Source organism: Sphingorhabdus wooponensis (assembly GCF_003933235.1).
Classification (GTDB): Bacteria; Pseudomonadota; Alphaproteobacteria; order Sphingomonadales; family Sphingomonadaceae; genus Sphingorhabdus_B; species Sphingorhabdus_B wooponensis.
The window spans coordinates 825,939-846,392 of record NZ_RWJI01000001.1; the positions used below are offsets into that span (position 1 = coordinate 825,939).

Genomic DNA, 20,454 nt, shown 5'->3' on the forward strand with positions numbered 1-20,454 from the left:
GGCAGGAATACATGGGGCACAACAAAGGAGATTGAAATGGCTACCAAAACCGTAGGCGATAATGATTTCGCCGCAACTGTGCTTGCATCAGGCAAACCCGTATTGGTCGATTTTTGGGCCGAATGGTGCGGCCCATGCAAGATGATTGGCCCAAGCCTCGAAGAAATCAGTGATGAGCTTGCTGGGCAAGTTGAGATTGTGAAGCTGAACATTGATGATCATCCTGACACGCCTGCCAAATATGGCGTGCGCGGGATACCCACGATGATCCTTTTCAAGGGTGGCGAAATTGCCGATACCAAAGTCGGCGCCGCTCCTAAGGCACAATTGAAAAGCTGGCTCGAAGCCGCGCTTTAGGGTCAGAACCACTTAAATACACCTCCGCGGTTTGAGGCCATTTTGTTCAGTGCAAGGCGGCAAAGCGCAGGCTTAGTGGTTCTAAGTCTAGCTTTGCCAACGCGGCAATGGACAAAATAGATCAAATCCGAAGGACGTCAAAATGGCCTAGATCTCGAAATAAAATGCCCTTGCAGGCAGAATAACTGCCTGCGGCGGACATTTTCCTTCGATATCTTTGCCATTTTGACGCCGCGAAGGTGGATTTAAGTGGTCCTAACCCTAACTGCGATAATCGGCGTTGATGCTTATGTAGCCGTGGGTCAGGTCGCACGTCCACACTGTGGCGTGCCCCGACCCAAGGCCCAGATCAACGCCTATTTCGATTTCCTTTTGCTTTAGGTGACGCGCCACGGGCGCTTCATCATAATCGGCCACCGCCAGTCCGTTGCGCGCGACCAAGGTCGAACCAAAACGGATGGAAAGCGTGTCACGATTTGCAGGCTCACCGGCCTTGCCAACAGCCATCACGACGCGGCCCCAATTGGCATCCTCACCCGCTATCGCCGTTTTGACCAAGGGTGAATTGGCAATCGCCAAGCCGACGCGCCGCGCGCTGTCATTGCTGGCGGCCCCCGTAACCTGAATTTCGATGAATTTCTGCGCCCCTTCGCCATCGCGCACCACAAGATGCGCTAATTGGCGGCAGACATCGCTCAGCGCGGCGGCAAAGGCGTCTGCACCGGCATCATCATATGATGTTAGCTGCATATTACCTGCTTGGCCTGTGGCAAAAGCAAGCACAGTGTCGCTGGTGGAGGTGTCGCTATCCACGGTAATGCAGCTAAAGCTTGATTTATTGGCGGCAGACAAAAGCTGCTGCAAAAACGCCGCGTCGACGGCCGCGTCAGTGAATATATATCCCAACATGGTGGCCATGTCGGGTGCAATCATACCCGAACCCTTGATTATGCCGACAATCTGAACCTTACGACCATCGACCATCGCGCTGGCGGTTGCGCCCTTGGCGAAGGTATCGGTGGTGCCAATGCCATGCGTGATATCTGCCCAACTGCATGGTGCCGCGCCAAAAGCCGCTTCAAGACCGGCCTGCGCCTTGTCGATAGGCAAAGGCACGCCAATAACGCCTGTCGAAGACACGAATATCTCGGTCACATCGCAGCTCAAATGCGCTGCAACCTGCCCAACAATAACGTCCACCGCATCTTTGCCCCGCTGCCCTGTGAAAGCGTTGCTGTTGCCCGCATTCACCACCAACGCACGCGCAAGGCCATGCCGCAAATGCGCGCGGCATAGGTCGACCTCAGCCGAACAGCATAAATTTTGCGTGGTTACACCCGCAACCGTTGTGCCCGCATCGAACCGAACATAGCTCAGGTCACAGCGGTCCCATTCCTTATACCCTGCGCGGGCAACATAGGGCGTTGCACCCGCGATATCGGGCATGATAGGAAAAGATATGGCGAGTGGAGAAGTGCTAGACAAGTATCTGTAACCTTGTGATATTCTTAGAAATCTTCGGAGGGTATTTAAATGTTACATTTCGTTTATCTGTTGGCCGCAATTGGCGCAACCGGCAATGCATTCTAAACAGCGCGCTTCGGGATAGACGCGCAGCCTTTGTATCCCTATATGCTGTGTAGCACCTCATAAGGCAGAATATGCGTTTACTGATTTATCTACTGGCGATGATGAGCGGATTTTCCGCTGCGGAGGCGGCGCGTCCGGTATCCTCTGCGTCTGCATCGGTGGATACGGCGGTTGCGCAGGCTTATGTTGCCGCTGCTGCGTTTGAGGTTGTTTCTGTTTCTGAACCCGTGGTGCGTGAGACAGCGAAGGCGCGGGTTTCCCTTGCGCCAGCCATTGGTGAAGCGCGCCTGGTGGCTGTTTCGCCCGATACGCCGATTGATCGGCACGATATCATTTTAGGTTAGGCTTTTTGCACCCTTTTGGGTGCGTTCAACAGCGACCTACCGCGCGCCGATTGTGCGCGTTTCCAATATATTTTGAAGGAATTATCCATGCTCGGCGGATTTGCCAAAGCCATATTCGGGTCATCGAACGACCGTTACGTTAAATCGATTATGAAGATCGTTGATAAGATCAACGCGCTTGAAGTCGACATCGCCGCCATGGATGATGACCGACTGAAAGGTCAAACGCAGTTGTTCCGCGACCGTCTGGCCGCGGGTGAAACGCTAGACGATATCCTGCCAGAGGCGTTTGCCACTGTGCGTGAAGCGTCAAAGCGCGTGATGGGTATGCGCCATTTCGATGTACAAATGGTCGGCGGCATTGTGCTGCATCGCGGCGAAATCGCTGAAATGCGCACAGGCGAGGGTAAAACATTAACCGAAACATTGGCATGCTACCTCAACGCGCTTGAGGGCAAGGGCGTCCATGTTGTGACCGTGAACGACTATCTGGCCCGCCGTGATGCGGAATGGATGGGCAAGATTTACGGCTTCCTTGGCCTGACCACGGGCGTTGTCGTTCCCAATATTTCCGAATATGAACGCCGTGACGCGTATAATTGCGACATAACTTATGCGACCAACAACGAGCTTGGTTTCGATTATTTGCGCGACAATATGAAATATGAGCGCGCACAAATGGTGCAGCGTCCATTCAACTTCGCGATTGTCGATGAAGTCGATTCTATCTTGGTAGATGAAGCGCGGACTCCCTTGATTATTTCGGGTCCCACCGACGATAAATCCGAACTCTATATGCAGGTGCACTCAGTGGTTCTGCAGCTAGACGACGGCGATTATGAAAAAGACGAGAAGAGCCGCAACGTCACCTTGACCGAAGATGGCACCGAAAAGGTGGAGCGCTTGCTTGAAGATGCTGGCTTGCTCACAGGCTCTAATCTGTATGATTATGAAAATACCTTGGTCGTGCACCATCTCGACCAAGCGCTAAAAGCCAATGTGATGTTCAAGCGTGACATTGATTACATCGTCAAGGATGACAAGGTCATCATTATTGACGAATTCACTGGGCGCATGATGGACGGACGTCGCTGGTCAAACGGCTTGCACCAAGCGGTGGAGGCCAAAGAAGGCGTCACGATTGAGCCGGAAAACCAGACACTGGCGACCATCACGTTCCAAAATTATTTCCGTATGTATCCCAAATTGTCCGGCATGACGGGCACCGCGGCCACCGAGGCCGGCGAATTTCATGAAATCTACAAGTTAAACGTCGTCGAAATCCCGACCAATTTGCCTGTGCAGCGTGTGGATGAGGACGACCAATTCTACAAAAACACCCAAGATAAATTCGGGGCGATCGCCAAAACGATCAAAGAGGCGAATGATCGCGGTCAGCCTGTTTTGGTCGGAACGGTATCGATTGAAAAATCCGAGCTGCTTGCCGAATTTTTGGAAAAGGAAGGCGTCAAGCACAGCGTCCTGAATGCCCGCTTCCATGAAAGCGAAGCGCATATTGTGGCGCAAGCGGGGCGTTTAGGCAGCGTTACCATCGCCACCAACATGGCGGGTCGCGGCACCGATATTCAGCTGGGCGGCAATTTCGAATTCCGGTTGGACGATGAATTGCGCGACATGCCCGAAGGTCCGGAGCGCGATGCCACTATCGAAGCGTTAAAAGCCGAAATTGCGGCAGAAAAAGCAAAGGTTATCGAAGCCGGTGGATTGTTTGTCCTTGCGACAGAACGCCATGAAAGCCGTCGTATTGATAATCAGTTGCGCGGCCGTTCGGGACGCCAAGGTGACCCAGGGCTCTCGCGCTTCTATCTGTCGCTAGACGATGATCTTTTGCGCATTTTTGGCAGCGAAACGTTGTTCTCCAAAATGATGAACTCCAGCCTTGAAGACGGAGAGGCAATTGGCGGCAAGTGGCTGTCAAAAGCTATCGAAACCGCGCAGAAAAAGGTCGAGGCGCGCAATTATGATATCCGCAAGCAGTTGGTTGAATATGACAATGTCATGAATGACCAGCGCAAGGTCATTTACGAACAACGCAGTGATATCATGGATGCCGAAGCCGTCGATGACATCATTGAGGATATGCTCAACGATACGGTGAACAATATTGTTGGTGATCACTGCCCCGAAGGGACCTATCCCGAGCAATGGAATGTCGAAGGCCTTAAGCAGAAATGCGCTGAAGTGCTTGGTCTCGCGCCCGATATCGATAGCTGGCTTCAGGAAGACGGTCTTGAACCCGAAATGATCGAAACCCGCATTGCCGAATTGGCGGGGGTACGATTCAAGGCGAAGGGCGCTGCGTTAGATGAAACCATCTGGCGTCAGGTTGAAAAAAGCATCTTGCTGCAAACGCTCGACCATCATTGGAAAGAGCATTTGTCGACGCTCGATGCCTTGCGTCAGGTAATTTATCTGCGCGCTTATGCACAGAAAAACCCCGTCAACGAATATAAGCAAGAAGCCTTTGGCCTGTTTGAACGCATGTTGTCGGCGATCCGCGAAGGCGTGACCAAAACCATTGCCACCAATGACTTCCGCGCTGAGGAAGAATTTGTTCCGCAAGATTTACCCGAACTACCCGACTTCCTAACAACGCATATCGACCCGTTGACGGGTGCAGATAATAATGACGACAATGACGGCGCTTCTCTTGGGTTGGTAACAACAAAAATACAGCGTCCAGAAATGCTATCTGCGGGCACTGACCCTTATGCTGGCGACCCTGATCTGCGCCGCAATGACCCATGCCCTTGTGGTTCGGGGCAGAAATATAAGCACTGTCACGGCGCTTATTGATAATCTGATGGGGGGAGGGCGAAGATGATCTGGTTGGCCAGCCTCTTTGCTCTTGTCGCCTTTGTATATGCATCGGTTGGCTTTGGCGGCGGCTCCACCTACACGGCGCTGCTTGCCTTATGGGGCGTGGATTACCGTCTAATTCCGGTGATTGCACTCGTCTGCAATATAATCGTCGTGACCGGCGGCAGCATTCGGTTTGCGCGTGCAGGCTTGGTGTCTTGGCGGCAAGTTCTACCTTTACTCTTGGTATCCGCACCGCTCGCCTTTGCAGGCGGGCTGGTGCCGCTGAAACAAGTTGTGTTTCTGACGATATTGGGTTGCACATTATTGGCGTCTGCAATCGCCCTTTTCCTCCAAGCGGACAAGATGACGCCGCGCACCGTTCCCAAGCCATTCTTGTTGGCGCTTTCGGGCGGCGTGGGCTTACTGGCGGGGCTGTCGGGTATTGGTGGCGGCATATTCATGGCGCCGGTCTTGCACCTGATCCGCTGGGCAGAACCGCGCCGGATTGCCGCTTTTGCGTCGCTCTACATATTGATTAACTCAGCAGCCGGTTTGTTGGGCCAAATATTGAAATCAGGGGCGCAATCGCTTGCGGAGCCCGCGCTGCAATATGGTTTGTTGCTCGGCGCGGTATTGGTGGGCGGACAATTGGGCAGTCTGTTCGGCATGCGCTATCTGTCCCCACGCTTGTTGCGTGTGCTGACGGCGATATTGGTGGGCTATGCCGCACTCCGTCTGCTCTGGCAGGCGCATGGGCCGTTTTAGCGTCTGACAAGCCAGAGATGGCACCCCAAGAGGATGCTTTGGGGGCAGTGGGTGAATTTGGGCACGCTTGTTGAGTGAAGCGAGCCGTGAATTCGGTCAATCCAGAACCAACATGTTTTTAGAGCGCACGATCCGCTTCGTAAGGCAAATTGCCATCGCTTCCTGACCGCCGACTTGTTCAATGAGCCCATTCAGTTGTTCGCTTGCGCTGTGCGCCGCGAGGTCCTGGGCTCTGGCGAACATCCAGAGCATGTGTGGCGCGCTGCCGCGCTTCATCGTCACACCGCGCCAAGGATATTCGACCTTACCGACATTTGGGTGCACTTGTGGCTGACCCGATTTCGAGACCAAATCGCCAGTCTGCTGGTGCGCGGCCCATGCATTGAAGCAGTCGGCATCAGCTTTCAATCCGGGCGTCCAGTCAGCAAAGACAATTTTGAGGACAGCGATGAGGCTTTCGGGAACTGTATCCTTGTCGCAATACTCCTCGCCATAGCCAGGATATTCGCCGTCGCTAATCGGCGCAGCATTCATCCGTTCCGTCCAGCGATATAGATTAGGTGCTTTTGTTTTCATCAGCATGGCCGGAACAGGATCGCGGCCGAGATGCGCGAATAATGGCGCCATCATGCCAAAGTCCCCGCGACACGGCCTGCCGCCCAGCAGATAAGGGTGATGCTGAAAATGATTATCCAGTGCATCGATGAGCGCCAGATAGGTATCTTCCATCGCAGCGAAGACCTCTGGTACAACACCAAGGTTGGGCAAGAAGCCGGCAAAAAACGTCATCGTCTGCGCCGCAGCTTCGCGTCGTGTGGCACGATCAACACCCGCAGCCAGCGCGCGCCCGAATTCAGCACGCAAGAATGTCTCCTGCTCACTACGGTAGGACCAGCGATAGTGCATCGCCAGCGGCAGTAGATATTCAGAACCAAATGCGTCAAAAATCAACGACACCCATTGTTGCACAGGCGATTGAGGTTCGAGCAATGGCTCAGCATGGCGCTGCTCCAGAAAATCGATGATATCGCCACTGTCCTGGATAATCTCACCCTTGTCCGTTTCCAGCACGGGGACAACAAAATGGCCGACTGCAGGCAGTATCCTGCTGCCAAACTCTGGATCGGAAGGATATCGCTCACGAAAAGGCAGGCCCTTTTTGATCAGATAGGATCGTGCTTTGCCCGAATAAAGAGAATGGGCCGAGCCCCATAATGTGTATGTCATCGTCAAACCCTAATGGATAAAAATCTTGGGTTCAACAGGCTGGATCAAACAGCTGACATGAGCGAGCATCCAAACTATATACGAGCCATGAGATAAGGAATAACAAATAAGTCATTCAATGCCATAAAAGGCATTAATGGCTCCCCGGGAGGGATTCGAACCCCCGACCAATTGATTAACAGTCAACTGCTCTACCACTGAGCTACCAGGGAACAGCCCGATATTCTCGGGCAGAGGCGCGCCTATAGCAGCGCTTTTTTGCTTTTGGCAAGCACCCATTGCCCGTTCAGACAATAAATTGTTCCATCGCAATGCGGTCATCCAAAGCATGCTCCGGATCGAACAACAAAGTGAGCGCGCGGTTGCGGTCCAAGGCGACTTCGACCTGTGCAATATCGCGGATTTCGCGTTGGTCCGCGACGGCGCTAACCGGCCTTTTGCTCGCGTCTAATATATTGATTCGGATGACATAGCGGTCCGGCAATATTGCGCCTTTCCAACGTCGCGGCCGAAATGGGCTGATCGGCGTCAATGCGAGCAGAGACGAATCCAAAGGCAAAATGGGGCCATTGGCGGATAAATTATATGCGGTGGACCCAGCCGGCGTTGAAACCAATATGCCGTCGCAGATAAGTTCAGGGATAACGGCCCTGCCGTTGACGGAAATCTCTAGCTTGGCCGCCTGACGCGTCTCGCGCAGCAGCGACACTTCGTTAATGGCGGGTAAAGTGAATTTTTGGCCACTGATTGTGGTGATCTCCGCCGTCAATGGACGAACCGAAAAGGACTTAGCGCGTTGCAACCGTCCGGGAAGGTCATGCACGTCCCAACCATTCATCAAAAAGCCAATGGTGCCGCGGTTCATGCCATAAGCGGGAATGTCGCGGCGGCTTTCCAACAATTGGTGCAAGACCTGAAGCATGTGGCCGTCGCCTCCAAGCACGATGACGGCATCGGCGCTGTCGAGCGGCACAAATTCATGCACTTCGCGCAAAAGTGCTTCGGCTTCACGTGCTTGCGGGGTTGCCGATGAGATGATCGCAAGTTGCATATGTGTGTTCATCCACCTGTTGCGTTCATATGCCGCGCAAGCCGCAAATCGGGCTGCGCAAGCTGGGTTTCGAATTCATGGCGTTGGGGTTTAAGCCGCAAAGCCTTTTGAAGCAAATAATCGACATCGGCCAGCGTGTCCGTGCGCAGCGCTTTGCGCAAATCGACGTGGAGTTCTGAGCCGAGACACATGTAAATCTTGCCATCGGTGGTCAGACGGATCCGGTTGCAATGATCGCAGAAATTATGGCTCATGGGTGTAATGAGACCCAAGCGAAGGCCCAATGGTTCGACGCGCCAATAGCGGGCAGGGCCAGCGCTTTTATGGGCTAAAGGAAGCAGAGTGTAGCGCGCACGAAGTGGCGCCGTGAAGTCATCGAGCGAAATAAAGCTCTCTTCGCGTTCCAAAATACCAGCACCCAAGGGCATGGTTTCTATCAACGTAAGATCAAGCTTATGTTCGGCGCAGAAATGCGCCATTGGCAAAAGCGCGTCTTCGTTCTGCTGCTTCAGCGCGACCATGTTGATTTTGACATCCATGCCGTGCGCGCGCGCTGCGTGGATGCCAGCCAGCACCGTATCAAGATCGCCACCGCGGCTGATGCGGCGACAGGCGTCTGCGTCGAGCGTGTCGAGGCTGACATTTATTCTTTTCACGCCCGCCGCCGCGAGCAAGGGGGCAAATTGCTCCAGCCTACTGCCATTGGTCGTCATGGTCAGTTCCTCGAGCCTACCATCGCGAACATGCTGACCCAGCGCTTCAATTAAGACATGGATGTCGCGCCGTACAAGTGGTTCGCCGCCGGTAAGGCGGATTTTGCGGATGCCATGCGCGATGAACCGTTCGACCAGAAGCATGATTTCGTCATAGGTCAGCAGGTCGCGATGTGGCAGAAAGCTTTGCTGTTCCGGCATGCAATAGGTGCACCGAAAATTGCAACGGTCGGTCACCGATATTCGTAAATAGTCGATATTGCGTCCGAAACCGTCGATCATTTTTGCGATGTAAGCGCAAAACCCTGCGGACGAAAGCTGAATCCAACAGAGGCTATATGCGGGCAAGATTATGCGTCGCGCATGGCATTTGCCGCCAAGCGCTCCGACGTTTGCGCTGATGCAGGGCTTAGCTCGATTTGCGCGCCAGACTGGCGAGGCCACGTGACAGTTGCAAACACCCGTTGAGCCGTGCCGCAGGGTCGCCCCAAACGCGGTTAATCACCAGCTTGCTATCGGGGCGCAACTTCGCCGTTTGGCCAAGCTTGTCGACATAAGCGAGCAAGCCCGCCACATTGGGCGGCGTATCCTGATGGAAGCTCACCAATGTTCCGCGCGCGCCGACCTCAATTTTGGCGACCTGCGCGATGAGTGCGTTTTGCTTAATCTGGATAAGCTTAAGCAGATTTTGCGTGGGTTCCGGAATTGGACCAAAGCGGTCCGTCATTTCCGCAGCGAAGCCTTCGACGTCCTGACCTTCTTCGAGATCGTTCAAACGGCGATATAGCGCCATGCGAACCGACAGGTCGGGCACATAGTCGTCCGGAATGAGGATGGGCGCATCGATGGTGATTTGCGGCGAGAATCCACCACGCGGTTTCGCCAGTCCTTGCGCGCCAGCACGGGCTTCCAAAATCGCTTCTTCCAGCATCGATTGATACAATTCAAAGCCGACCTCTTTGATATGGCCGGATTGTTCGTCACCCACCAAATTGCCTGCGCCGCGAATGTCGAGGTCATGGCTTGCAAGCTGGAAACCTGCGCCCAGGCTATCGAGGTCGCCCAGCACTTTCAGACGTTTCTCCGCTGTTTCCGTAAGCACACGGTTCGGCTCGTGCGTCAGATAGGCATAAGCGCGCGTTTTGGAGCGTCCCACACGGCCGCGAAGTTGATATAATTGCGCAAGTCCGAAACGGTCGGCACGGTGGATGATCAAGGTGTTGGCGCTTGGAATGTCGAGGCCGCTTTCGACAATGGTCGTTGAAAGCAGAACGTCGTACCGCTTTTCATAAAAAGCGCTCATCCGTTCCTCGACTTGGGTGGGCGACATTTGGCCATGCGCGGTGACATATTTCACCTCGGGTATTTCGGTACGCAGAAATTCCTCAATCTCGGTCAAATCGGTAATGCGCGGCACAACGAAGAAGCTTTGCCCGCCGCGATAATGTTCGCGCAGTAAGGCTTCCCGCAGCACAACGGGATCCCAAGGCATAACATATGTCCGCACGGCCAGACGGTCGACAGGCGGGGTTTGAATGACCGACAGTTCACGCAAGCCCGACATCGCCATTTGCAATGTGCGCGGGATGGGTGTCGCGGTGAGCGTGAGCATATGCACGTCGGTCTTGAGCGCCTTCAACTGCTCTTTATGATTAACGCCAAAGCGCTGCTCTTCGTCCACGATGACAAGGCCAAGGCGCTTGAACGCGAGCGATTTTGCCAGCACGGCATGCGTTCCGATCACAATGTCCACGGTCCCATCGGCAAGGCCCTCACGCGTTTGCGTGGCCTCTGCCGCCGGCACAAGCCGCGACAGGCGACCCAGTTTCAAAGGCAAATCACGGAAACGCTCGGCGAAATTCGCATAATGCTGCCGCGCCAGCAACGTGGTCGGCGCAATAACCGCGACCTGAAGACCCGCCATCGCTGCGGCAAAAGCGGCACGCATCGCGACCTCAGTTTTTCCAAAGCCAACATCGCCGCAGACCAGACGGTCCATGGGTTTGCCAGCCGATAGGTCCTGAAGCACTTCTTCGATAACGCGGAGCTGATCTTCGGTTTCCTCATAAGGAAAACGATCGACGAAGCTCGCATAAGCAGGGCCGTCCACCTCAATAACCGAACCCGCCCGCAATGCGCGTTCGGCAGCGGTCTTAAGCAATTCGCCGGCAATGGCACGGATACGTTCTTTCAGCTTTGACTTGCGCCGCTGCCATGCTTCGCCGCCCAATTTGTCGAGCGCGACATGTTCGCTGTCTGAACCATAACGCGACAGCACATCGATATTTTCAACCGGGACATATAATTTGTCGCCGCCCGAATAGGTCAGCGCTACACAGTCATGTGGGCTGTTACCGACAGGGATGGAAATCAAGCCATCATAGCGCCCGATACCATGGTCTTGGTGTACCACAAGGTCACCGGGCGTCAGCGCGGCCAATTCAGCGAGGAAAGCGTCCGCCGACTTGCGCCGTTTCTGACGCCGCACCAAACGGTCGCCAAGCATATCTTGCTCGCTAAGGACAACCAGATCGGGTGTGGTGTAGCCGTGGTCGAGCGGCAGGACGACGATTGCGGTTTGACCGGGCGCGACGCCCAAGGCCTGCTGCCAACTGTCGACTGCGACAAGCGTGGGGGCCTTATGGTCGGCCAGCAGGCCTTTCAATCGTTCGCGCGCGCCCACCGAGTAGCTGGCGATGATGGTTTTGGTTTTGGCGGTATGCAGCGATTTAAGGTGCGCGGCTACCGCTTCATACACATTCGCCTTTTGCGCCCGTTCCGGCGCAAAATCGCGCGCGGCACCAATGCCAAAGTCGATGATACTTGCCGAGTCCGGCTGTGCAAAGGGTGTGACGAGATGCGCCGCGTTATCCGCGAATAATTTCTCAAGCGCATCCCCGCTTAGGTATAGCATTTCGGGCGGGAGCGGACGATAGCTGCCGGGCTCTGCCGCCTGTGCTTTTACCCGGTTTTCGTGATAGTCGGTGATGGAATCGAGCCGCGACTGCCCCGCGGCAATTGCACCACTGTCACGGATAACGAGTGCGTCCGCGCCAACATGGTCGAATATCGTCGCCATGCGCTCTTCGAACAAAGGCAACCAATGGTCCATGCCGGACAGTCTGCGGCCTTCGGAGACCGCTTGATATAATGGGTCGCCCGTTGCGGTGACGCCAAATCGTTCGCGATAACCGACACGGAAGCGTTTAATCGCCTCTTCATCCATTAAAGCTTCGACGGCAGGTAAGATGTCGAAATGTTCGACCTGATCAATGCTGCGTTGGTCTGCTGGATTAAAGCGGCGGATGCTTTCAATTTCATCGCCAAAGAAATCGAGGCGAAGGCCGACTTCGCTTCCGGCGGGAAACAGATCGACAATGCTGCCACGTATCGCGAATTCGCCAGCGTCGGCGACGGTGTCGACGCGGAAATAGCCGTTGGATTGCAGCAACGACGCAAGCCGTTCGCGGCTAATCTCACGGCCAGCGGCTAATCGCTCGCCCGTTTGCCGAATACGAAATGGCGTCACATATTTTTGAATAACCGCGCCGATGGTCGTAACCACAAGCTGCTTCTTTTTCGCAGGTTGCTGCAGCGCTTGCAGCGTCGACATACGCTGTGATGTGACCGCGACGGATGGCGAGGCGCGGTCGTAAGGCAGGCAATCCCATCCGGGTAAAATGAGAATTTCGATTTCAGGCGCAAAAAAGGGCACCGCATCGGCAATGGCGCGCATCGCCGATTCATCGGGCGCAATATAGAGCGCGCGCGTTTTCGCCGCTCGCGTCAGGTCCGCCAACAATAATGGCGCAAAGCCATTGGGAACCGACGCCAGCGTCAGCGCTTGGCGGCTGTTTATGATACGTTGCAGGTCAATCATGACTTATGGGTGCTTAGCCCTTCGGGAAGGACAATGAAATCCAGCTGCATCAACTGGTCTATTAACGGGCCAGCAAAAGCAGGGTCGGGCTCCGCCGTGCCAAGCGCCCATGCCATGATGTCGACATCCTGTTCCTCCAGCAGCCGTTCGAACCACGCATATTCCGCTTCGCCCCATTCGGCGGAACAATGATCGAAAAATCCACCGACCATAGCGTCGGCCTCACGCGTGCCACGGTGGTGCGCGCGATAATGCAGTTTGCGACGATAGGGGTCAGCGTCCATGGCGCGCGTCCTTTAAGCTTGTGGTGGAATATGAATATCGGGTTATAAGCGGCCCTAATCATGCGCCCCGATATACTCAATCCGTTATTTACAGACATACGTGCCCTAAAGGGGGTCGGTCCTGGTCTTGCCAAGCCGTTAGAGCGGCTTGGGTTGGAGCGGGTGAAGGATGTGCTGTACCATTTTCCCAACAGTTGGACCTATCGCAAGTCTGTGTCCTGTTTGGATGCGGCCGATGTGGGCCAAAACATCATTCTAACCGTTACAGTCATGGATCATCGGGGCGGCAATAGTCCGCGCGCGCCATTACGCATCTTCGCGGCGGACGCGGAACGCAATTACATCACGCTGACCTTTTTTGGTCGGAATGGCGGATGGGCGCGAAAACAGCTTCCTGTTGGGGAAAAACGCATCATATCGGGCAAATTGGACCATTATGGGGACGAGCTTCAGATGGTGCATCCCGACCATATTGTTCCCCTCGACAGTGACTCTTCGCCGGGCTTGGCCGAACCGATTTATCCGCTGTCCGATGGGCTGACAAACAAGCGTATGGGCCAATTAGCGGCGACATCGTTACAAGCTGTGCCGGATTTGGCGGAGTGGATTGAACCGACCTTGTTATCCAGTCGAGGATGGTCAAGTTGGTCGAAGTCTATCAACCTACTACACAACAAGGATGACCAAGACGCGCGGGATAGGCTGGCTTATGATGAGCTATTCAGCAACCAACTTGCGATGCGTTTAATCCGTGCGGCGATGGATAAACGCGCCGCGGTGCCGATATGCGGCGACGGGTCTTTGGTGTCAAAATTAGCATTGCCCTTTGCGCTTACAGGGGCGCAGCAGCGCGCGATTGCGGATATTGAGGGCGACCTTGCGCAGTCGCGGCCCATGCTCCGCTTACTGCAAGGGGATGTCGGCGCCGGCAAGACGATGGTCGCATTAATGGCGCTTTTGCGCGGTGTTGAGGCAGGGATGCAGTCGGCAATGCTCGCCCCCACTGAAATTTTGGCGCGGCAACATTATGCCAGTCTGCAAAAATTACTTTCGGGGCTGCCGATTAACATCGCGATTCTTACGGGGCGCGAAAAGGGCAGTCTGCGTGAGGCAACTTTGATGGGTTTGGCCGACGGATCTATCCACATCTTGGTCGGGACACATGCGATATTTCAGGAAGCGGTGACCTATAAGGCGCTTGCGGTCGCCGTGATTGATGAACAGCACCGCTTTGGTGTTTCGCAAAGGCTGATGCTGTCCCGCAAGGGCAGGGGTGTTCCGCATTTGCTGGTTATGACCGCAACACCAATCCCGCGCAGCCTTGCGCTCGCGGCTTATGGCGAAATGGATAGTTCGATTCTCGACGAGCTTCCTCCAGGTCGTACGCCGGTCGAAACCCGCGTGATGTCACAGGACCGGCTATCGGAGCTCGTCGATGGCGTCGCACGGCATCTTGCCGCTGGGAAACAAGCATTTTGGGTGTGCCCATTGGTGGAGGAAAGCGACAAAAGTGACCTTGCCGCTGCCGAACAACGTGCTGAACAGTTGCGTTTGCGCTTTGGTGATCAGGTCGCGTTGGTGCACGGACGGATGCGCGGGCCTGAAAAAGACGCGGTCATGGAACGTTTCGTTGCGGGAGAAACCCGCTTGTTGGTTGCCACAACGGTAATTGAAGTTGGCGTTGATGTTCCAAACGCGAGCCTCATGGTGATTGAGGCAGCAGACCGTTTTGGCCTCGCGCAACTCCACCAATTGCGCGGGCGCGTTGGCCGTGGATCGGAAAAATCCGTCTGCATATTGGTACGCAGCACGCAAATTGGGGAAACAGCTCGTGCGCGCTTGGCGTTGGTGCGTGAGACAAATGACGGTTTTCGAATAGCTGAGGAAGATTTGAAATTGCGCGGTGCGGGCGAATTGCTGGGCACACGGCAGTCCGGAGAAAATCCATTCCGCGTCGCAACGCCCGAACAGGTCCGCGCGCTGATTGGCGTCGCTGCCGATGACGCGCGCCTGCTGCTTGATCGCGATGGCGGGCTTGATGGCGCACGCGGCCAAGCGGCGCGGGTGGCGCTTTATTTGTTTGAACGAGACGCAGGCGTAGCGACGTTGCGCGGCGGTTAGCAGCCGTGTCTTATACGAAATTGATTAACCCGTGTTTCTTCTTTCCTGCTGAGATTTTGACTGGCCCCGCCTGCGTCGGGATGACCGCGTCTTCGTCTGTCACTGCATCACCATCGACACGCGCGCCGCCGCCTTGAATCATCCGGCGTGCTTCTTTCTTTGACGTAACGAAGTTAAGGGCAACCAACGCATCAATGACGGAAATTTCACCCGACGCGTCAAAGCTTGGCAAATCGCCGCCGGATGCGCCTTCTTCAAATGTTTTCCGCGCGGTTTCTGCGGCAAGTATCGCCGCTTCGGCGCCACGGCACAATTCGGTCGCGGCGTTTGCCAAGGCAATCTTCGCCACATTGATTTCCGAACCCCCCAGCGATTCAAGTCGCTGTATTTCGTCAATCGGCAAATCGGTAAACAAGCGCAAAAAGCGGCCAACATCGCGGTCGTCGGTGTTCCGCCAGAATTGCCAATAATCATAATCGGGCAATTGATCACGGTTTAACCAAATCGCGCCAGACACCGACTTACCCATTTTTGAACCGTCGGCCTTAGTAATCAGCGGGGTTGTTAGACCAAACACCTCCGCACCATCCATTCTACGGGCGAGTTCCATGCCGTTGATGATGTTGCCCCATTGGTCCGACCCGCCCATTTGCAGGCGAACGCCCATTGTCTTGCTCAAGTGGCGAAAGTCATAGCCTTGCAAGATCATATAGTTGAATTCGAGGAAGGTCATCGGCTGTTCACGCTCTAGGCGCAGTTTCACCGAATCAAATGTCAGCATGCGGTTGATGGTAAAATGCGTGCCAACCTGCTGCAGCAGTTCAATATAACCCAGCTGCCCCAACCAATCATGGTTGTTGACCATTACGGCGTCAGTGGGGCCGTCGCCAAATGTTAGAAATTTCTCGAACGCTGTTCGTATCGAAAGGATATTCGCTTCGATCGTGTCGTCGGTCAGCATTTTGCGGACTTCGTCCTTGCCCGTCGGGTCGCCAATCCGCGTTGTCCCGCCGCCCATAACCACCACTGGTTTGTGCCCGGCCTGCTGCAAGCGACGCAGCAGCATGATCGAGACAAGATTGCCGACATGAAGCGATGGCGCCGTCGCGTCGAAGCCTATATAGCCAGGCACAATCGCTTGTGATGCCAATGCGTCCAGCGCCGGAGCGTCGGTTGTTTGGTGAATATAGCCACGTGCATCGAGCAGGCGGAGGAGATCGGATTTATAAGCGGTCATAACGCGTTTGCGCCTAGCATGGAGTTTCGACATTGGCCAATATTTCAATGACTGAAGTGCCTTTGATTTGTCACGCCCAATCAGATTCGGGCGGCATTGAGGAAATTGGCGTCACCATTACGCATGTGGAAAACGGCGAACTTATATTGGCTTATCGCGTATCTGGCGAAGTCAGCGCACTAAAAATTCCGGTCCAATCAAATCCAGGTCGCATGGAAGGGTTATGGAAAAATACATGTTTTGAGATATTTATAGGAAATTTTGAAGATGATGGTTATTTAGAATTTAATTTTTCGCCATCGCGCCAATGGGCTGCATATCAATTTGCCGGCTATCGTTCGGACATGGATGATTTGGACACAAAAGCTCCAATCATCACAGTAGCGCAAATGGCCGATGCGCTTACGCTTATCGCGACGATCATGTTACCCGATGCGTGGCAGGGGCGCAGCCTGCGGGCAGGCATAAGCGCAGTTATTGCTACGAAAACTGGTGATATTTCTTATTGGGCTGCAGCGCACTCCGCGGGCAAGCCGGATTTTCATCATAAGGATTGCTTTGCCCTGCAACTGTAGGCACGAAGCGCTACATGAAATTTGGAATTGATCGCCTTCTGGCAGAACCCGATCTGCGCGCGCCCTTGAAAGGCAAGCGCGTTGCTTTGTTGGCGCACCCCGCATCCGTTACGGCGGACCTTACGCATTCGCTTGATGCTCTCGCGGCGTTAAGGGACATCAATGTTACGGCCGCCTTTGGTCCCCAACATGGCCTGCGCGGTGACAAGCAGGACAATATGATGGAATCTCCGGATTTCATGGATCCTACGCACAAAATACCCGTATTCAGCCTATATGGTGAAGTGCGTCGTCCAACCGCAGATTCTATGGAGACTTTCGATGTCCTCCTCATTGATCTGCAGGATCTGGGTTGCCGCATTTACACGTTTATCACCACATTACTTTACATGCTGGAGGCTGCTGCTGTGCATGGAAAGTCAGTTTGGGTACTGGACCGCCCAAACCCCGCCGGACGCCCTGTAGAAGGCCTTACGCTTCGTTTGGGATGGGAAAGCTTTGTCGGGGCAGGGCCTATGCCTATGCGGCATGGTCTGACACTGGGCGAGATGGGGAAATGGTTCATCGATCATTATAAGATTGATGTCGACTATCGCGTGATCGCAATGGAGGGCTATGCTCCGGAAGCTGCCCCAGGGTTCGGTTGGTCTGCGGACCGGCTATGGATTAACCCAAGCCCCAATGCGGCTAATGTCAATATGGCGCGGGCTTATGCGGGAACCGTTTTGCTTGAAGGCACGACCTTGTCCGAGGGCAGGGGCACTACGCGTCCGCTCGAGATATTCGGCGCACCTGATATAGATGCGCGCGCCGTCATCGCTGAAATGCAAAGCTTCGCACCTTCATGGCTGAAAGGCTGCAGCTTGCGCGAAATCTGGTTTGAACCGACATTCCACAAGCATGTACACCAGCTTTGCCATGGCGTGCATATCCATGCTGAAGGAACGGGTTACGACCATCAAGCCTTCCGGCCTTGGCGCCTGCAGACATTGGCGTTCAAGGCTATCCGGCGATTGTATCCGGACTATGATCTTTGGCGCGATTTTCCATATGAGTATGAACTGGGCAAGCTAGCCATTGATGTCATCAATGGCGGACCAGCTTTACGCGAATGGGTTGATGCTGCAGACAGTACACCAGAAGAATTTGACGCCTTATCGTCTGTCGATGAGCTTGCTTGGATCGAAGAACGGCGAAAACATTTGCTATATTAATGCCCGTGCTTGCGGCTGAGTTCGCGCATTGCGTCATCTAAGCCTTCGAGCGTGAGCGGATACATGCGGTCGTTCATCAGTTCCTTGATGATCTTCGTCGACTGTGAATAACCCCATTGCTTTTCCGGCACGGGGTTCAGCCAAACGGTCGCAGGATAGGTGCTGGTGATACGGTTCATCCAAACCGCGCCTGATTCTTCGTTGAAATGTTCAACCGAACCGCCCGGATGCGTGATCTCATAAGGGCTCATGGAGGCATCGCCGACCATCACTACCTTATAATCATGTGGGAATTTGTGCAGCACGTCCCACATTTGTGTGCGTTCGCTAAAACGGCGCTTATTGTCTTTCCACACGCCTTCATAAGGACAGTTGTGGAAATAGAAAAATTCTAGGTTTTTGAATTCACTAGTGGCCGCACTAAATAATTCTTCGCAAAGTTTGATGAACGGATCCATCGAGCCGCCAACGTCCAACATCAACAGCACTTTGATGGCATTGCGGCGTTCAGGCCGCATTTTGATGTCTAGCCAACCTTGGCGCGCAGTGCCATTGATTGTGCCGTCAATATCCAGCTCTTCCACCGCACCATCGCGGGCAAAGCGGCGTAGGCGGCGCATTGCGATTTTGATGTTCCGTGTGCCCAATTCCTTGGTGTTATCAAGGTTTTGAAACTCGCGCTTGTCCCAGACCTTCACTGCGCGCTTGTGCTTCGACTCGCCGCCAATTCGCACGCCTTCGGGGTGGTAGCCAGAATTGCCATAAGGCGATGTCCCGCCAGTGCCGACCCATTTATTACCACCTTGATGGCGCTTTTCCTGTTCTTCGAGGCGCTTTTTCAACGTCTCCATGAGCTCGTCCCAACTGCCCATTTTCTCAATCTTCGCCATTTCTTCGGGCGAGAGATATTTTTCGGCAATGGCCTTCAACCAATCCGCAGGGACATCGACGGGATTTTGTCCATATTCCGTAAAGACGCCTTTGAACACTTTACCAAAAACTTGGTCAAAACGGTCAAGCAACGCTTCATCTTTCACAAGTGTCGCGCGCGCCAGATAATAAAACTCTTCTGGGCTTTGGCCAATCACGTCAGCATCTAACGCCGCAAGCAGTGCCAGATGTTCCTTCAGTGATGCCGAGATGCCGGCAGACCGCAACTCTTCCATGAATGAGAAAAACATCGGCTGGATCCTGTCTATAGTGACCGATTAGGTTTTTGGCGAACGAGCGATTCTAGAGGTAAAAAGCCAGCGGACGAATTCTAGCTGTTGGGGCGGCGGGCCATGAATGCAAGCCGTTCAAACAACATGATGTCCTGCTCATTTTTGAGCAGCGCGCCGTGCAAAGGCGGGATGGCCTTGGTCGGATCGCGCGATTGAAGAACATCCAATGGCATATCTTCGTGTAGCAGTAGCTTCAACCAATCGAGCAATTCGCTTGTGCTTGGCTTTTTCTTTAGGCCCGGCACATCCCGAACCTCATAGAAAATGTCCATTGCCTTTGAAACGAGCATTTTTTGAATGCCGGGAAAGTGGACATCGATAATTGACTGCATCGTCGCACGATCGGGAAATTTGATATAATGGAAGAAACAACGGCGCAGAAACGCGTCCGGTAGTTCTTTTTCATTGTTGGATGTGATGATGACGATGGGGCGCTCGACCGCTTTGACGGTCTCTTGCGTTTCGTAAACGAAAAATTCCATACGATCGAGCTCTTGCAACAAATCGTTCGGAAATTCGATGTCGGCCTTATCGATTTCGTCGATTAACAGCACGGGCAATTGGGGGGCGGTAAAGGCCTCCCACAATTTTCCCTTTTTGATATAATTTTTGATGTCATGCACACGCTCATCGCCCAATTGGCTGTCGCGTAGACGAGCAACGGCATCATATTCGTAAAGGCCTTGATGCGCCTTGGTCGTGGATTTGATATTCCATTCGATGAGTGGCGCACCCAGCGCGGTCGCTATTTCCTGAGCAAGAACGGTTTTGCCGGTGCCGGGCTCACCCTTGACCAGCAAAGGCCGACGCAATTTTGTGGCGGCGTTAACGGCGACCTTCAGGTCATCAGTGGCGACGTAATTATCGGTGCCTTCAAAGCGCATGGACGAACCCTTTTTGTTAATCGAACGATTAATTCGTTAAGTGGGCTCATCATTATATGCAACAGGATACTGCGCGACAATATATCCAGCCTGATGCCCGATGATGGCGCGAAGCAGGATATACAAAAAACGGGCCCTATCCTGAGAGTAGGAAAGGGCCCAGTTT

16 protein-coding genes and 1 tRNA gene are annotated in these 20,454 nt (G+C 54.1%); 7 read left to right on the forward strand and 10 right to left on the reverse strand.

Going from position 1 to position 20,454, the window contains the following annotated elements:
- Positions 1-36 precede the first annotated feature (36 nt).
- Positions 37-357, forward strand: coding sequence for a thioredoxin (gene trxA, locus D7D48_RS04220; protein WP_125230101.1), 321 nt, complete (start codon positions 37-39; stop codon positions 355-357).
- Positions 358-618: 261 nt separating this feature from the next.
- Here trxA and argJ read toward each other — a convergent pair whose 3' ends face one another.
- Positions 619-1,842, reverse strand: a complete 1,224-nt coding sequence (gene argJ, locus D7D48_RS04225) for a bifunctional glutamate N-acetyltransferase/amino-acid acetyltransferase ArgJ (RefSeq protein WP_245964329.1) — start codon at positions 1,840-1,842, stop codon at positions 619-621.
- A gap of 176 nt (positions 1,843-2,018) precedes the next feature.
- On the opposite strand from argJ, the gene D7D48_RS04230 reads away from it, so the two are divergent.
- The 3 genes from D7D48_RS04230 to D7D48_RS04240 all read left to right on the forward strand — a co-directional run bounded on the left by D7D48_RS04230 (position 2,019) and on the right by D7D48_RS04240 (position 5,879).
- Entirely contained in the window at positions 2,019-2,291 is a 273-nt protein-coding gene (locus D7D48_RS04230) for a hypothetical protein (RefSeq protein WP_125230103.1), read from the forward strand.
- An 87-nt stretch (positions 2,292-2,378) separates the two neighbouring features.
- Positions 2,379-5,108 carry a preprotein translocase subunit SecA gene (gene secA / locus D7D48_RS04235; RefSeq protein WP_125230874.1) on the forward strand — a complete coding sequence of 910 codons (2,730 nt, stop codon included), beginning with the start codon at positions 2,379-2,381 and terminating at the stop codon, positions 5,106-5,108.
- Between the two features lie 24 nt (positions 5,109-5,132).
- Positions 5,133-5,879: a sulfite exporter TauE/SafE family protein gene (locus tag D7D48_RS04240; protein ID WP_125230104.1), complete on the forward strand. Its 747-nt coding sequence runs from the start codon at positions 5,133-5,135 to the stop codon at positions 5,877-5,879.
- A gap of 96 nt (positions 5,880-5,975) precedes the next feature.
- Here D7D48_RS04240 and D7D48_RS04245 read toward each other — a convergent pair whose 3' ends face one another.
- The 6 genes from D7D48_RS04245 to D7D48_RS04270 all read right to left on the reverse strand — a co-directional run bounded on the left by D7D48_RS04245 (position 5,976) and on the right by D7D48_RS04270 (position 13,034).
- On the reverse strand, positions 5,976-7,106 hold the full coding sequence (locus D7D48_RS04245; protein WP_125230105.1) for a glutathione S-transferase family protein: 1,131 nt from the start codon (positions 7,104-7,106) through the stop codon (positions 5,976-5,978).
- 137 nt (positions 7,107-7,243) lie between these two features.
- Positions 7,244-7,318 (reverse strand) — tRNA-Asn (locus D7D48_RS04250).
- Between the two features lie 74 nt (positions 7,319-7,392).
- A complete protein-coding gene (locus tag D7D48_RS04255) occupies positions 7,393-8,169 on the reverse strand; it encodes an NAD kinase (protein ID WP_125230106.1) in 777 nt (258 codons plus the stop codon).
- Positions 8,166-9,152 (reverse strand): GTP 3',8-cyclase MoaA, encoded by a 987-nt coding sequence (moaA, locus tag D7D48_RS04260; RefSeq protein WP_125230107.1) that lies wholly within the window; start codon positions 9,150-9,152, stop codon positions 8,166-8,168. Before moaA ends, D7D48_RS04255 begins: the two co-directional genes overlap by 4 nt.
- A 127-nt stretch (positions 9,153-9,279) precedes the next feature.
- Entirely contained in the window at positions 9,280-12,750 is a 3,471-nt protein-coding gene (gene mfd, locus D7D48_RS04265; protein WP_125230108.1) for a transcription-repair coupling factor, read from the reverse strand.
- Entirely contained in the window at positions 12,747-13,034 is a 288-nt protein-coding gene (locus D7D48_RS04270) for an FAD assembly factor SdhE (protein WP_125230109.1), read from the reverse strand. The genes mfd and D7D48_RS04270 overlap by 4 nt, the downstream gene beginning before the upstream one ends.
- Positions 13,035-13,094: 60 nt before the next feature.
- Between D7D48_RS04270 and recG the strand changes: the two genes are divergently transcribed.
- Positions 13,095-15,155: an ATP-dependent DNA helicase RecG gene (gene recG / locus D7D48_RS04275; RefSeq protein WP_125230110.1), complete on the forward strand. Its 2,061-nt coding sequence runs from the start codon at positions 13,095-13,097 to the stop codon at positions 15,153-15,155.
- A 10-nt stretch (positions 15,156-15,165) separates the two neighbouring features.
- On the opposite strand, the gene tyrS is transcribed toward recG, so the two are convergent.
- Positions 15,166-16,392 (reverse strand): tyrosine--tRNA ligase, encoded by a 1,227-nt coding sequence (gene tyrS / locus D7D48_RS04280; RefSeq protein WP_125230111.1) that lies wholly within the window; start codon positions 16,390-16,392, stop codon positions 15,166-15,168.
- A 32-nt stretch (positions 16,393-16,424) separates the two neighbouring features.
- On the opposite strand from tyrS, the gene D7D48_RS04285 reads away from it, so the two are divergent.
- Both D7D48_RS04285 and D7D48_RS04290 read left to right on the forward strand, forming a co-directional pair.
- Positions 16,425-16,967 carry a DOMON-like domain-containing protein gene (locus tag D7D48_RS04285; protein ID WP_125230112.1) on the forward strand — a complete coding sequence of 181 codons (543 nt, stop codon included), beginning with the start codon at positions 16,425-16,427 and terminating at the stop codon, positions 16,965-16,967.
- Positions 16,968-16,981: 14 nt separating this feature from the next.
- Positions 16,982-18,181: an exo-beta-N-acetylmuramidase NamZ family protein gene (locus tag D7D48_RS04290; RefSeq protein ID WP_125230113.1), complete on the forward strand. Its 1,200-nt coding sequence runs from the start codon at positions 16,982-16,984 to the stop codon at positions 18,179-18,181.
- On the opposite strand, the gene D7D48_RS04295 is transcribed toward D7D48_RS04290, so the two are convergent.
- Together D7D48_RS04295 and D7D48_RS04300 are read right to left on the reverse strand one after the other, a co-directional pair.
- Complete coding sequence (locus tag D7D48_RS04295) at positions 18,178-19,362, reverse strand: vWA domain-containing protein (RefSeq protein ID WP_125230114.1); 1,185 nt, start codon at positions 19,360-19,362, stop codon at positions 18,178-18,180. The genes D7D48_RS04290 and D7D48_RS04295 overlap by 4 nt on opposite strands.
- A gap of 80 nt (positions 19,363-19,442) precedes the next feature.
- On the reverse strand, positions 19,443-20,288 hold the full coding sequence (locus D7D48_RS04300) for an AAA family ATPase (protein ID WP_125230115.1): 846 nt from the start codon (positions 20,286-20,288) through the stop codon (positions 19,443-19,445).
- Positions 20,289-20,454: the final 166 nt, after the last annotated feature.

What these genes read in the sequence shown, in the direction of transcription:
- trxA (WP_125230101.1), top strand. Translation starts at nt 37, where the DNA reads ATGGCTACCAAAACCGTAGGCGATAATGATTTCGCCGCAACTGTGCTT.
- D7D48_RS04230 (WP_125230103.1), top strand. Translation starts at nt 2,019, where the DNA reads ATGCGTTTACTGATTTATCTACTGGCGATGATGAGCGGATTTTCCGCT.
- secA (WP_125230874.1), top strand. Translation starts at nt 2,379, where the DNA reads ATGCTCGGCGGATTTGCCAAAGCCATATTCGGGTCATCGAACGACCGT.
- D7D48_RS04240 (WP_125230104.1), top strand. Translation starts at nt 5,133, where the DNA reads ATGATCTGGTTGGCCAGCCTCTTTGCTCTTGTCGCCTTTGTATATGCA.
- D7D48_RS04245 (WP_125230105.1), bottom strand. Translation starts at nt 7,106, where the DNA reads ATGACATACACATTATGGGGCTCGGCCCATTCTCTTTATTCGGGCAAA.
- D7D48_RS04255 (WP_125230106.1), bottom strand. Translation starts at nt 8,169, where the DNA reads ATGAACACACATATGCAACTTGCGATCATCTCATCGGCAACCCCGCAA.
- moaA (WP_125230107.1), bottom strand. Translation starts at nt 9,152, where the DNA reads ATGATCGACGGTTTCGGACGCAATATCGACTATTTACGAATATCGGTG.
- mfd (WP_125230108.1), bottom strand. Translation starts at nt 12,750, where the DNA reads ATGATTGACCTGCAACGTATCATAAACAGCCGCCAAGCGCTGACGCTG.
- D7D48_RS04270 (WP_125230109.1), bottom strand. Translation starts at nt 13,034, where the DNA reads ATGGACGCTGACCCCTATCGTCGCAAACTGCATTATCGCGCGCACCAC.
- recG (WP_125230110.1), top strand. Translation starts at nt 13,095, where the DNA reads ATGCGCCCCGATATACTCAATCCGTTATTTACAGACATACGTGCCCTA.
- tyrS (WP_125230111.1), bottom strand. Translation starts at nt 16,392, where the DNA reads ATGACCGCTTATAAATCCGATCTCCTCCGCCTGCTCGATGCACGTGGC.
- D7D48_RS04290 (WP_125230113.1), top strand. Translation starts at nt 16,982, where the DNA reads ATGAAATTTGGAATTGATCGCCTTCTGGCAGAACCCGATCTGCGCGCG.
- D7D48_RS04295 (WP_125230114.1), bottom strand. Translation starts at nt 19,362, where the DNA reads ATGTTTTTCTCATTCATGGAAGAGTTGCGGTCTGCCGGCATCTCGGCA.
- D7D48_RS04300 (WP_125230115.1), bottom strand. Translation starts at nt 20,288, where the DNA reads ATGCGCTTTGAAGGCACCGATAATTACGTCGCCACTGATGACCTGAAG.